Source organism: Flavobacterium sp. ACAM 123, assembly GCF_000264055.1.
GTDB lineage: Bacteria > Bacteroidota > Bacteroidia > Flavobacteriales > Flavobacteriaceae > Flavobacterium.
On the sequence record NZ_AJXL01000009.1, the window covers coordinates 18,621 to 31,141 of the forward strand.

At 35.9% G+C, this 12,521-nt stretch carries 13 protein-coding genes; 12 read left to right on the forward strand and 1 reads right to left on the reverse strand.

The genetic code is table 11. The features are described 5' to 3' along the window. Nucleotides 1-76: 76 nt before the first annotated feature. On the reverse strand, nt 77-1,207 hold the full coding sequence (locus A3SG_RS18930) for a tetratricopeptide repeat protein (RefSeq protein WP_016988463.1): 1,131 nt from the start codon (nt 1,205-1,207) through the stop codon (nt 77-79). Between the two features lie 335 nt (nt 1,208-1,542). On the opposite strand from A3SG_RS18930, the gene A3SG_RS0102670 reads away from it, so the two are divergent. The 12 genes from A3SG_RS0102670 to traK all read left to right on the forward strand — a co-directional run bounded on the left by A3SG_RS0102670 (nt 1,543) and on the right by traK (nt 12,518). Continuing rightward, a complete protein-coding gene (locus tag A3SG_RS0102670) occupies nt 1,543-2,238 on the forward strand; it encodes a hypothetical protein (RefSeq protein WP_016988464.1) in 696 nt (231 codons plus the stop codon). A 317-nt stretch (nt 2,239-2,555) separates the two neighbouring features. Further along, nucleotides 2,556-3,428 carry a helix-turn-helix domain-containing protein gene (locus A3SG_RS0102675; protein ID WP_157485279.1) on the forward strand — a complete coding sequence of 291 codons (873 nt, stop codon included), beginning with the start codon at nt 2,556-2,558 and terminating at the stop codon, nt 3,426-3,428. Nucleotides 3,429-3,478: 50 nt separating this feature from the next. Continuing rightward, complete coding sequence (locus A3SG_RS0102680; RefSeq protein ID WP_016988466.1) at nt 3,479-4,681, forward strand: hypothetical protein; 1,203 nt, start codon at nt 3,479-3,481, stop codon at nt 4,679-4,681. Nucleotides 4,682-4,859: 178 nt separating this feature from the next. Then, entirely contained in the window at nt 4,860-5,333 is a 474-nt protein-coding gene (locus tag A3SG_RS0102685; RefSeq protein WP_016988467.1) for a hypothetical protein, read from the forward strand. Nucleotides 5,334-5,468: 135 nt separating this feature from the next. Continuing rightward, nucleotides 5,469-5,807, forward strand: a complete 339-nt coding sequence (locus A3SG_RS0102690) for a DUF4134 domain-containing protein (protein WP_016988468.1) — start codon at nt 5,469-5,471, stop codon at nt 5,805-5,807. A 12-nt stretch (nt 5,808-5,819) separates the two neighbouring features. After that, nucleotides 5,820-6,143, forward strand: a complete 324-nt coding sequence (locus A3SG_RS0102695; RefSeq protein WP_016988469.1) for a DUF4133 domain-containing protein — start codon at nt 5,820-5,822, stop codon at nt 6,141-6,143. A gap of 33 nt (nt 6,144-6,176) precedes the next feature. After that, on the forward strand, nt 6,177-8,651 hold the full coding sequence (locus A3SG_RS0102700; RefSeq protein ID WP_016988470.1) for a TraG family conjugative transposon ATPase: 2,475 nt from the start codon (nt 6,177-6,179) through the stop codon (nt 8,649-8,651). Between the two features lie 55 nt (nt 8,652-8,706). Next, entirely contained in the window at nt 8,707-9,396 is a 690-nt protein-coding gene (locus A3SG_RS0102705; protein ID WP_016988471.1) for a hypothetical protein, read from the forward strand. A 12-nt stretch (nt 9,397-9,408) separates the two neighbouring features. Further along, nucleotides 9,409-10,038: a hypothetical protein gene (locus A3SG_RS0102710; protein ID WP_016988472.1), complete on the forward strand. Its 630-nt coding sequence runs from the start codon at nt 9,409-9,411 to the stop codon at nt 10,036-10,038. Beyond that, complete coding sequence (locus A3SG_RS0102715; RefSeq protein WP_016988473.1) at nt 10,035-10,670, forward strand: hypothetical protein; 636 nt, start codon at nt 10,035-10,037, stop codon at nt 10,668-10,670. Before A3SG_RS0102710 ends, A3SG_RS0102715 begins: the two co-directional genes overlap by 4 nt. A 12-nt stretch (nt 10,671-10,682) precedes the next feature. After that, nucleotides 10,683-11,879: a conjugative transposon protein TraJ gene (gene traJ / locus A3SG_RS0102720; RefSeq protein WP_016988474.1), complete on the forward strand. Its 1,197-nt coding sequence runs from the start codon at nt 10,683-10,685 to the stop codon at nt 11,877-11,879. 30 nt (nt 11,880-11,909) lie between these two features. After that, nucleotides 11,910-12,518, forward strand: coding sequence for a conjugative transposon protein TraK (traK, locus tag A3SG_RS0102725; RefSeq protein WP_016988475.1), 609 nt, complete (start codon nt 11,910-11,912; stop codon nt 12,516-12,518). Nucleotides 12,519-12,521: the final 3 nt, after the last annotated feature.

Here is a 12,521-nt window from a genome sequence, read left to right on the forward strand (position 1 = left end):
AATTTTAAAGTTGCGATAACTTACGAAAAGTAGAGCTAAGAATATGAAAGTGCCAAGGACTATAAAAATTATTTTTTTAGTATTGCTGCCCATCGGCCATTTGCTTTAGTTTTTGGTTTTCAGACAAAATTGTTTTATTGTCATATTCCTTATTAATTTTAGAGACAAGATAATTATTGGTTTCACGTAACGCGACTTCTGCTTTAAGAAGTTGGTCTATATAGTACAGGTGTAGTTTATCCTCTTTTTTTGTTTTATAGTAGTTGATTAATAATACATAGGTCTCCAACAAATCCTTACGTATAAATTGAGTGCTATTAAAAATCTGGTCCACTTTATTAAAATAGGGGATAGCCTTAGGTTCTTTCTTAAGTTCCCAATAACTTTTGCCAATGTAAAAGTTTCCAACAGACTCATTAGCAAAATCGTTGTTACTTTGTATTTCAAGCATAGTACTCTTTAGATTATCAATAGCCTGTTGATAATTTTTTATAAAGTATTGGTTGACACCTTCAGAATGCCTGAAATAGACTCCCATTTGAGGAAGAGCACGTTTGGCGCTTTCTTTGATTCCTTTGTCGTTAGTTTGCGAACACTTGCCGTAATTTCCTATCTTATTATAAGAAAGTCCTAAAGAATGAAGTGAATTGAGATAAGGTCTGTCGTCATTCTTTTTGTAATATTTTACACATTCCCTCAGTAAAACGATGGCTTCGTCATAAAACCCCATACTGCTTTTTAATTGTGCAATGTTGTATTTCACTTTATGAATAAGATAGTGGTCGTCAGTTTTGCTTATATACTCGTTAGCAATCAGATAATCATCTAGCGCTTCTTTGTGTTTTTTGTCCGCAAAAGAAACAATTCCTTTGGATAAAAACGCACTACCTATAGTTGCATTGTCTTTGGTCTTTTTTGCGGCATAAACCATGCTGTCAGCGTAAACAGAACGCAATGATGCTGGGGACTGGTGCATTATGTTTTGATAGCCGTTTTTTAGTTCCTCCCAGTTGCGTTCCCTTTTCGCTTTTTGGATGTAAGTAAACAGGTATACGGCAGCTCTAGCGCTGTCATTGTTAAAATGATCAATTCTATTTTCCAAATAACGGAAATCTCTATTTTGGATGGAATCTGGAATTATAAAAGAGGTATTCTGAGATTGCACCCACATGGGACCAATTAACACTAAAATAAAAAATTTCTTCATAAGTGCATCAATTAAGTTCAGGGACAGCTGCGAAATATTCTTTTTTTGTTTTAAGATGTAAGTACTGGAATATTCTCAATAAAGCATATTTCAAAAATACTATAATCTCCTGAAAAATAGAGTTTTATTATGAGAAAAGTAGTGTGGATTTCGTGAAAATCCATACTTGAATTCGTGAATATCCACTACTAAAGTGTTGTAAGGCATTTTTTGAGCACATAGATTTGTAACGAATTCAAAAGCAAAAAGTTTAGCATCGTGCTAAATAAAGGTTCTGCTTACCCGGGTAAATGAACGGAGAAATTATTCTCAGTCACATTTTATAACTAGTAATTATGAAAAATTTATTTTTAGGTTTGTTTGTTATTTTGGTAATGATTTCCTGCTCGTCGGAAGAATATGGAATAACAGCCGTAGATGGTAATGATGTTTCTACTCAAGCTAGCACAGTGAAACAATTGGGCCCCGCCAATGATGCTAATCCTTATGATGAAGTTGGAAAAAGATATGGTAAATGGCTTACAGACTACTATCAGATTCATCGAAATTCTAAAACTATTCATGATTTGACTGCTCAGGTAAATTATGTGGGAGCAAAGTTGAAGGTAAACGATGTCTTTGGTAAAAGTAACATTTTGATAACGGAAGACGGTATTACTTTCAGCGTGAGCAATCTAGAAAATACGGCTACTTCAACACTTGCAACGGCCACATTAAGCGAGTCGGCAAAAAGTAGTTTATTGAGTTTTTTTGTCTCTCTCATTCAAAATAAAGAAGTAGAGTACAGCTTATTGTATGATTTCATTGTCGCATATGAAGCGGATATATTAGACTCTACCAATCTAACAGTCCAAGAACTGGAAACGATTTTAGGGATTACCTCAGTAACCAGATACGCACTTGATGCCGAAGGAGGCCATAAGGATCGAGATTGGGAAATTTCTGTGGGAAACAAGAAAGTACCGTCAAAATTTGGTCCTTTTCAGGCTTCCCTAATTTCAGTAATCGTTCATCTGCGTTTTTACCTATAACAGAAGAATCTTTTTATAACAAAAAATGATCTTTATACTGATGAAACTACGCATTTACTTTTTTTTATTGTTGGTCATTTTTAACCTCACTAGTCTCTATTTCATTATAGATTTATTAAGCTACGATGAAATAGTCGGCTATTGGATTAATGGTCGCATGAAAAATGTGAGTACTCAATCCATGGGTTATTTGATGTTTGCTACAACACTGTCTAATCTGTATTTTTTTTTCTTGATTGTTATCGAAAAATCAGATAATAACCATTAGTAGGACTTTAGTTTACTATAAATCTTGATTTTTTTAAATGAGTGAGCTTATGTTAACGACTTTACTACATATCGATTTAAATGAGCTTCCTGTTAAAGGCTTAGACGTTCAAATTCTAAAAGATTGTATTCTTACGAAAGAGAAGCATGAAGCTTTCTTTATAAACAATACTGCTGTACTGCTTATAAAATCAGGAAGTCTAAGGCTTTCGTTTCGTGACGTTTTTTTTGAGTTATTCGAAAATGATTTAGTAGTGCTTTCGAAAGGAGCTTCTTTAGCCATTTTAGGTACGGATCCTCAGTTACAACTTTTCTATCTTTCATTTAGCACTAGCTTTGCCATAGAAAATTGTACTAAACAAGCCCTCCTTGATGCTTTTTATTTTCTTAGTGGTAAAAGTGTTAGAAAGGTTAGTTTAGATCTTAAAAGTACTTTAGTAGTATCCCTAATCTACAAGTTAATATATCAAGTGAACAAAGATTCCGCAATTCGGCAAGCGGCTACAGAGCTACAGCGTATTAGTTTTAATCTCTTTTTATATGAACTCCGTTGTATTTATGGGCATTTTGTGAGTGATTACCACTTGAGTTTTACAAGAAATGAAAATTTGACCATTCAATTTTTAAATATTCTTGCCATTCATTTTAAAGAGCAGCATAGCGTACAGTTTTACGCAGGTGTTTTATATGTTACGGCCGGACATCTGAACAAGGTGGTCAAGCAGACTACAGGCAAACCAGTAAAGAAAATTCTTGAAGAAACCCTTATCATGGAAGCAAAAAATAGGCTTGATGACGACCAAATTACTATAAATCGTTTATCAGAGGAGTTGGGTTTTAACAGTCCTTCTTCTTTCAGTACCTTTTTTAAAAAGCATGTTGGAATAGCACCGTCAGTATACCGTAGTAGTTTAAGCAAGTAGATTTACCGCTCCCTTAATTAATTGTTTTTCACAACCAATAAAACAATTCTATGATACAAACAAAATACCCCTTAGAATGGTTCGATTGTTTAATAGTGCAGGAACTTAACCCCAGGAGTGGCGTACTACAATCCATATCACTTGCTGAAAGCAAGGAACTGGTTACTCATATTGTAAAGGAATCTCGTAGGATTCAAATACAAATTAAGCAAGAAGTTTTTTCTGTTCGAAAAAAGAGACAGTTTCGGCTTTTGGTTCGAAAATACCACTCTAGTTTTATTTATCTTTTAGATTGTAGTATAGAAAACCAACAACATGAGCATTTTAAAGAACCCCATCTTCATCATATTGGAGTAACCATTACATCCGTTTTAGAAGATTTAATATCTTTTGTCGAAAATCGTTTTTACAAGTACCTTAGTTTGGATGTGCGTGTTCCGATCACCTATCAAATAGTTTCCAAAAGAGAAATGCTGTCGAAGCTGGATGTTATTAAAAAAAACATTTTGACGTCGATAGATACAGAAGAATCTTTACAACTTGTTATAGCAAAACTATATCAAAAAGTGACATCTGAACACTGCAATAAGAGCACCTATAGGGAAATAGTCTATAGAAAGGAGTTATTGAATGCCTTAGCTAATGATACGCGAGAAGTTGTAAAAAGCAATACATATTCTACAGCAGATGAAATACTCATATGTTTTAATTTTAATTGTCAGGAATACAGTACTTATCTTAAGAATAGGATTCTACTCCAACTCGATCATTATGATAAAGTTGGCGATAGATTGGCCGCTATCTTACTTATTTACAAAGAATTTGGGCAGCTCTATTGTAAGCCCAAAAGAATGTTTGACCCCCAGGAACCTCATTTGAAAGAGGTTTTACAAACTTGGTTTCAACATGAAATTCGCTACCTGGAACAGCAAATAAAAACCAAAGAAGTAGCTGTTGTAGTTACAACTTCTCAAAGTGACATAACAGTAATCGATTCCAATCTTAAAATGGAATGTGATTTATCGTGCGATCAAATTGCTCTTATTTTGAGAGCTGCAGATGAATCTCGTGTCGTAAAAGCCCGTTCTATGAGTCAGGTATTTAAAAGTATTGTTCCTTATTTGTCTACCCCGTTTAAAAAAGAGCTTTCCTATCAATCAGTAAGGAGCAAGTCTTACAATGCTGAAGACCGTGATAAGGCAGTTGCTATTAAGACACTGGAGAAGATGATTACCAAAATAAACGGCTACTAATTATTAATATATAAAATAGATTATATAGCTCTTTTAATCAGGGGTACTAAAGGGTACGACTTAAAGTTGTACTTGTGAGTAAAGTTAACTAATTGTTCTTTTGACTTATGAAACCAAACATCAATTGTTTTTGTGTTTGAGGTAAAAAAAAGGAAGTTGAACATTTAATTAAGAAACTATGTTTACAAACATTTCATGGAGCAATTACATCTTTGTGATTGTACTGCTATTAGCCAGTTGGTATCTATTTATTGGATTTAGATATTATTTATTTGACATCACAGAAATTGTGACAGGAAAGCGGAAACTTCGGAATCACAGAATTAAGGATTTAGAAATTCATTATGATGTAGTTCATCCGCAAACTTTTACTGGTAGTTCTAAAAAAACATCATTTGGAGAAACAGAAGAAACTATTCTTGATATAGATGCTTTCGCCGAAAAGCTAAAAAATCTAGTAAAAGATGCAAGTCAAAGAGAAGTTATCAAATCAGAATTTATTGGACATCTCAGTTTGCTATTTACCGAATACTCCAGTATTAAAAACTCTCCTTTTAGATCCTCAGTCAGTGAACTGATTATTTCAGAATGTGAAAAACTAGATACTATAAGTTTAAGCCATGTAGAGGTGGAGGACTTGTGGAATGAATAAGAACAATGTTACAATGTGGAGGAATTGCCCCTGTCCATTTCAGTGCGGTATGGCTTAATGTGACAAGAATGAGAAATTGAGACAGCGGCATGCTCTACATTATTTTAAACGAATGGAACTTTAAAACAAGGAATTATGAAGAAGTACGACTGGAACATTGAAAGAATGAGCCGACAAAAGAAGATGATCGGCGTTAGCATAGTGGTATTACTGGTATTTAGTTATCAAGGATATGGACAGGATGGTCTCGCAGGAATTAATGAAGCCAATCAAAAAGTGAGAAGTTATTTTGATGCAGGTACGCAATTGATGTACGCTGTTGGTGCTTTACTAGGATTGATAGGAGCTGTTAAGGTCTATCAGAAATGGAATGCGGGCGATCCTGATACAGGAAAAGTAGCAGCAGCCTGGTTTGGTAGCTGTGTATTTCTTGTTGTTGTCACCACCGTAATCAAATCCTTTTTTGGGGTTTAAAGCTTGGTAAATATGGGAAATAGCGTCTATCATATAAATAAAGGAATTAATAAGAGTATCGAATTTAAAGGGTTAAAAGCGCAGTACATCTGGTATTTTGGAGGAGGAATAGTAGTGTTAATGATTCTTTTTTCGATGATGTATTTTATCGGTTTACCCTCTTTTATCTCGTTGGGAATTATTGGCATAGCAGGAACGGTGATGGCTGTAAAGATTTATAAAATGAGTCACAAATACGGAGAGCACGGAATGATGAAAGAGCTAGCGAAAAGACAATTACCTACAGTAGTTAAGACTCAAAGTAGAAGGATTTACAAAATGCGAATGCTGCAGTGAAAGGAATGAAGAATCAGTTAAATTTAAATGAAGATGGAAAAGAGGATGGAAGCTGTTTTACCGATAATGGATATAGAACACGACTGTATTCTATCAAAGCAAGGAGATGTTACCGTGGTGTTTAAAGTAGCCCTACCAGAGATATTTACATTATCAGATCAAGAATACGAGGCATTTCACCAAGCTTGGGTGAAAGCTATAAAGCTATTGCCAAAGTTTAGCGTTTTCCATAAGCAAGACTGGTTTATTGATAGCAAGCATCAACCACATTTTGCCAACGACGACCATAGTTTTCTCAGTCGTTGTAGTGAGCGATTCTTTAATGAGCGTCCATTTCTAGATCATTCTTGCTACATTTTTTTGACTAAAAAGCCAGTGGGAAGAAAAAGCTCTAGCTCGCTATTTTCTAATTTAATTAGGTCTTCAATTGTCCCTGAGGAAACCTTAAAAGAACAAGTACGTCAAGATTTTGTCGATAGCACTGGACAATTCAGACGAATATTGGAAGACAGCGGATTTGTAAAGTTACAGCGTCTTAGCGATGATGAGCTACGAAGTCACAGCAGAAAGATTGGTATTATAGAACGCTATTGTTCCTTGTCTGAGAAACCGGAATCCTTTGTATTCAATGACATCGCTTTCAAGGATAGTTTACAGGTGGGAGAGAAACATTGCCAGATTTATACTCTAGGAGATGCAGCCGATTTGCCTGCGTTATGTGGTTCTAGAATTAACTATGATAGGTATTCAACCGATAGGACCAAATTTAGCATTGGTTTTGCTTCTACTCTAGGTCAGTTACTTTCGTGTAATCACATTTATAATCAGTACATTTTTATAGAAGATTTCCAAAAAACCTTGAAGAAGTTGGAAAGTAAAAGACTGCGACTACAATCTCTATCAGCATACAGCAGGGAAAATCTAATTGCTCGCGATGCTACAAATGATTTTCTTAATGAAGCCATTAGTCAGCAACGGCTCCCTGTCAAAGCGCATTTTAATGTCTTGGTTTGGACAGATCGAAAAGAAGAATTGAAAGACATTAAAAACAAGGTTTCTTCTGCGTTAGTACAAATGGATGCAGCAGCAAAACAAGAAACAGTGGGAGCAGCCCAGATTTATTGGGCAGGGATTCCTGGAAACGCCGCTGATTTTCCGATGAATGATAGCTTTGATACGTTTGTGGAGCAAGCAAGCTGCTTTCTAAATATGGAAACTGGCTATCGTTCGTCACTAAGTCCCATTGGGATCAGACTAGGAGATCGTTTGACTGGAAAGCCAGTACATGTAGATATCAGCGATGAACCAATAAAGATGGGGATATGCACCAATCGAAATAAGTTTATACTAGGGCCTTCTGGAAGCGGAAAATCTTTCTTCACCAATCATATGGTTAGAAGCTATTACGAACAAGGAACCCATGTTGTACTTGTCGATGTAGGTCATAGTTACAAAGGGTTGTGTGATATGGTCAATGGATACTATTTCACCTATGATGAAAAGAATCCAATCAAGTTCAACCCCTTTTACATCAGTGAAGGCGATACTTTAGATACAGAGAAAAAAGAAAGTATAAAGACCTTGCTCTTGGCACTTTGGAAAAAAGACGATGAGACTTTTAATCGGATTGAATATGTAGCCTTATCGAATGCTTTACAATTGTATTATGAGAAACTAGCTATAAATCCGCAACTGTTTCCCAGCTTTAATACATTTTATGATTTTCTAAAAGAGGATTTTGTAAAAATATTGGAAGGGGATAAGGTAAAAGAAAAGGATTTTGATGTAAATAACTTTCTCTACGTACTGCGTCCGTATTATCAAGGAGGAGAATTTGACTACTTGCTCAATGCTACTCAAAATTTAGACTTGTTGCAAGAGCGATTTATAGTATTCGAATTAGACAATATTAAGGATCATCCGATACTTTTTCCAGTGGTTACTATTATTATAATGGAGCTGTTTATCAGTAAAATGCGGAAGCTAAAAGGGGTTCGTAAAATGATACTAATAGAAGAAGCGTGGAAAGCTATTGCTAAGGAGGGTATGGCAGAATACATTAAGTATTTATTTAAGACCGTTCGAAAGTTTTTTGGAGAGGCAATCGTAGTTACTCAAGAAGTGGAAGATATCATTTCGTCACCTGTAGTGAAGCAAGCTATCATCAATAATAGTGACTGTAAGATATTACTAGACCAGAGTAAGTATCAAAATAAATTTGAGCAGATTCAAGAACTATTGGGGCTCACAGAAAAAGAAAAAGCATTGGTATTATCTGTAAATAAATCCAATGATCCAGACAAGAAATACAAGGAAGTATTTATCTCACTGGGAGGAATGCTATCTAAAGTTTACCGAACAGAAGTTTCGCTAGAAGAGTATCTCGCTTATACCACCGAGGAAACGGAAAAACTAAAAGTCCAAGCCTATTCGAAAATGTTTGGAGGCGATATTCAAAAAGGAATCGCTGCATTAGCAGCTGACTTACGGGGGGAAGCAAAAGGATGAAAAAGAGACTATAACGCTCTAATAGAGGAGAAAACAAACCTAAATTAAATGCATTATGAAAACAAAGAGAAAAATAAGCTTGTGTTTGCTTTGTCTACTGCTGGTCAGTAGTCCAGCAAGGCCTGCAGCAGTCGTTGCTTTGCCTATAGTTGGAGTGATAACTGCCGCAATTAAAAAAGTGATTTTGGCGATAGACTTGCGAATACAGCGGTTGCAAAATAAAACTATCTGGCTTCAAAATGCACACAAGAAACTGGAGAATACGCTTTCCAAACTAAAACTAGGAGAGATTTCTCAATGGACACAGAAGCAAAAGGACTTGTATAAGAATTACTACGAGGAGCTGATGAAAGTCAAATCAATAATTAGTTATTACCAGCGCATTAGGGATATTACGCAGAAACAAGTACGGCTAGTGGATGAATATGACAGAGCTTGGAATCTCATTAAACAAGACCCACATTTTAATGTGGCAGAACTGGAGTATATGCATAAAGTGTATTCGGGTATATTAAACGAGAGCCTAAAAAACATAGACCAGATTTTTCTAATTCTGGATTCTTTTACGATCCAAATGAGTGACGCCAAAAGATTGGAAATCATCAATACCGCCGCTGATCAAATTGATGCTAACTATGATGACCTTAGACTGTTCAATAGTCAAAATAGGCAACTCAGCTTACAAAGAGCAAAAACGAAGCATGATGCAGAGAAGATTAAGAAGCTTTACGGAATTCCTCACTAAAATAATAAGGCGATGAAAAAATTATTTTTATATCTATTATTTATAGGCTTGCTCGCCAATAATTTACAAGGACAAGCTAAGCAAAGAAAAGTGTTGCTGCAGCAAATTGCTGCTTTAAGGATCTATACTGATTATGCACAAAAGGGGTATTCTGTAGTCAAAAATGGACTAACGACAATAGGAGATTTCAAGCGAGGGGAATTTAATCTTCACAGCAATTATTTCAGCTCTTTAAAAACAGTTAATCCGAAAATAAAAAACTATTTCAAGGTGGCCGATATTATTGCGCTACAGCTAAAGATAATTCATAGTTCCCGTTTTATTATTAAGCAAGTGCAAGGGGACGATTTATTTCACGGAGATGAAATAGCGTATATCAAAAGAGTAGTAGATCGTTTGATTGAAAATTGTGAAGCTAATATGGAGGAGCTCCTGACTATTGTAATGGATGGCCAACTTGAAATGAAAGAAGAGGAGCGAATCAAGCGCATTGACGCATTATATCTTAATATATTAGAAAATTACAGTTTTGGTGAAAGCTTTAATAAGCAAACAAAATTATTGGCTTTGTCAAGAGCCAAAGAGAAGAAAGATCTGAAAATAAGCCGTAACATGCATGGCGTTAATTCTAATTTCCAATGAAAAAGATAATAATTATAGGGCTTCTTTTCATGGGTTTATTTTGCCCCCCTCGGATTTCAGCCCAATCACAGGAAATGCAGCAACTACTGCTCAACATAGAAAAATTGGCTCAATTCAAACAGATACTTAGTGATATGAAAAAAGGGTATCAAATCGTTAGTGGAGGGTACAACACGATCAAAGATTTATCTCAGGGTAATTTTAGCCTCCATGAAACATTCCTTGACGCATTGATGCAGGTAAGTCCAACGGTACGTAAATATAAGAGAGTGGGTGAGATTGTGAAATACCAATTGCTTTTAGTAAAAGAATACAAATCCGCATTTGAAGGGTTCAGAAATGGAGGCAATTTTAGTCCCGATGAAATCGACTATTGCGCAAGAGTATATGATAATTTGCTGAAACAGAGTCTCCGAAATTTAGACGAATTGGTCATGGTTATTACTGCTAATACATTAAGAATGAACGATGAGGAAAGACTTACAGCGATTGACAAGATTTATGCTGATATGCAGGACAAAGTTTTATTTCTGCGAAGCTTTAATAACAATACTACTGTACTAGCGATCCAGCGTGCAAAAGAGCATAATGATGTGCGTGTAATGCGTAACATTTACAAGGCAAATAACTAAACAAAGAATGATATGGCAAAGACAAGTAAGGGAGTATTATTTACTGCCCTAGGAATACTATTGCCCTTTGCGAGTCAGGCGCAAAGTGTAGCGGACGACATGAATAGCTTGCATGGTGTACTGGACCAACTCTACGAGGAGATGATGCCTTTATGTAATAATTTATTGGGCGTAGGTCAAGGAATTGCTGGTTTTGCAGCTATTTGGTATATCGGCTCAAGAGTGTGGCGGCATATTGCCAGTGCAGAACCAATAGATTTTTATCCGCTGCTAAGGCCTTTTGTTATTGGTTTCTGTATTATGATTTTTCCTTCGGTCTTGGACTTGATTAACGGAGTAATGAAGCCTACCGTTACAGCAACAGCGGCGATGGTAGAAGGATCCAACAAGGCTATTGGATTGTTGTTGCAAAAGAAAGAAGAAGCTATTAAAAGTAGCAACTCTTGGCAGATGTATGTAGGGGAATCAGGAAGTGGTGATCAGGACAGATGGTATAAATATACACACGACAATGCTAATCCTGATAATGAAGGAATGCTTGAAGGGATCGGAAACGATGTCAAATTTGCTATGGCGAAGGCATCGTTTAATTTTCGCAATTCGGTCAAGGAATGGATGAGTGAAGTACTAAGAGTATTGTTTGAAGCAGCTTCACTTTGTATCGATACTCTGCGCACATTTCAACTGGTGGTTCTTTCCGTATTAGGGCCCTTAGTATTTGGTATCGCTGTATTTGATGGTTTTCAACATACTTTGACCGTTTGGCTGGCAAGATACATCAATATTTATCTGTGGCTTCCTGTTGCTAATATTTTTGGTAGTATCATCGGTAAAATACAGGAGAAGATGTTACAACTGGACATTGCTCAGGTAAATGATTATGGAGATACTTTTTTTAGTAGAACCGATATGGCGTATCTGGTATTCATGATTATTGGGATTGTAGGTTATTTTACAGTTCCCTCAGTAGCTAATTACATAGTTCATGCCGGCGGTGGCGGAGCATTGAGTCAAAAGGTAACCACCATTTTTAGTAATACTACAAATTCTGCAGTAAGTAGTGTGGGTACTGGTGCCAGTATGATGGCGGATGCGATGGGAAATGCAGCAAGTCGTATGTCTCAAAGCATGTCGGGTTCTAGTAGTTCCACTCCGTACTTCAATGACAAGAATAGTCATATGGGTGATAAATTAAAAGGCAATTCTTAATCTCTAAATTGAAATATCATGTTTAGTAAAATGAAAAATATTGACACGGCTTTTCGATATGTTCGAGGCTTTACGATGCTAGTTATAATTGGATGTGTGATTCTCTGTTGCTTTGCTCTTTACAAAAGTTTTAGTCTGGTTTCGCAAATGCAGGATAAGGTTTATATACTGGCTAACGGTAAAGCATTGGAGGCATTCTCATCGGATAGAAAGGATAATATTTCAGTTGAAGCAAAGGATCATGTAAAGACCTTTCATAGACTGTTTTTTAGTCTTGATCCCGATGATAAAGTGATACAAATAAATGTAACCAAGGCGCTTTATCTGGCGGATGATAGCGCAAAAAGAATATATGACGATTTAAAGGAAAACGGATATTATTCTGGGATTATATCCGGTAATGTCAGCCAAACGATAGCTGTGGATAGTGTAACAATTAACATCAATGAATATCCCTATCAGTTCCGTTGTTATGCGACTCAAAATATCATAAGACCCACAAGTATTGCTTATCGAAGTCTAATAACGGAAGGCAATCTTCGCAATGTTTCACGAAGCGACAACAATCCACATGGTTTTTTAATTGAGCGGTGGAACACTATTGAAAACAGAGATTTAAGTTCAAAAAACAGAAAATGATAA

What these genes read in the sequence shown, in the direction of transcription:
- A3SG_RS18930 (WP_016988463.1), bottom strand. Translation starts at nt 1,207, where the DNA reads ATGAAGAAATTTTTTATTTTAGTGTTAATTGGTCCCATGTGGGTGCAA.
- A3SG_RS0102670 (WP_016988464.1), top strand. Translation starts at nt 1,543, where the DNA reads ATGAAAAATTTATTTTTAGGTTTGTTTGTTATTTTGGTAATGATTTCC.
- A3SG_RS0102675 (WP_157485279.1), top strand. Translation starts at nt 2,556, where the DNA reads ATGTTAACGACTTTACTACATATCGATTTAAATGAGCTTCCTGTTAAA.
- A3SG_RS0102680 (WP_016988466.1), top strand. Translation starts at nt 3,479, where the DNA reads ATGATACAAACAAAATACCCCTTAGAATGGTTCGATTGTTTAATAGTG.
- A3SG_RS0102685 (WP_016988467.1), top strand. Translation starts at nt 4,860, where the DNA reads ATGTTTACAAACATTTCATGGAGCAATTACATCTTTGTGATTGTACTG.
- A3SG_RS0102690 (WP_016988468.1), top strand. Translation starts at nt 5,469, where the DNA reads ATGAAGAAGTACGACTGGAACATTGAAAGAATGAGCCGACAAAAGAAG.
- A3SG_RS0102695 (WP_016988469.1), top strand. Translation starts at nt 5,820, where the DNA reads ATGGGAAATAGCGTCTATCATATAAATAAAGGAATTAATAAGAGTATC.
- A3SG_RS0102700 (WP_016988470.1), top strand. Translation starts at nt 6,177, where the DNA reads ATGGAAAAGAGGATGGAAGCTGTTTTACCGATAATGGATATAGAACAC.
- A3SG_RS0102705 (WP_016988471.1), top strand. Translation starts at nt 8,707, where the DNA reads ATGAAAACAAAGAGAAAAATAAGCTTGTGTTTGCTTTGTCTACTGCTG.
- A3SG_RS0102710 (WP_016988472.1), top strand. Translation starts at nt 9,409, where the DNA reads ATGAAAAAATTATTTTTATATCTATTATTTATAGGCTTGCTCGCCAAT.
- A3SG_RS0102715 (WP_016988473.1), top strand. Translation starts at nt 10,035, where the DNA reads ATGAAAAAGATAATAATTATAGGGCTTCTTTTCATGGGTTTATTTTGC.
- traJ (WP_016988474.1), top strand. Translation starts at nt 10,683, where the DNA reads ATGGCAAAGACAAGTAAGGGAGTATTATTTACTGCCCTAGGAATACTA.
- traK (WP_016988475.1), top strand. Translation starts at nt 11,910, where the DNA reads ATGAAAAATATTGACACGGCTTTTCGATATGTTCGAGGCTTTACGATG.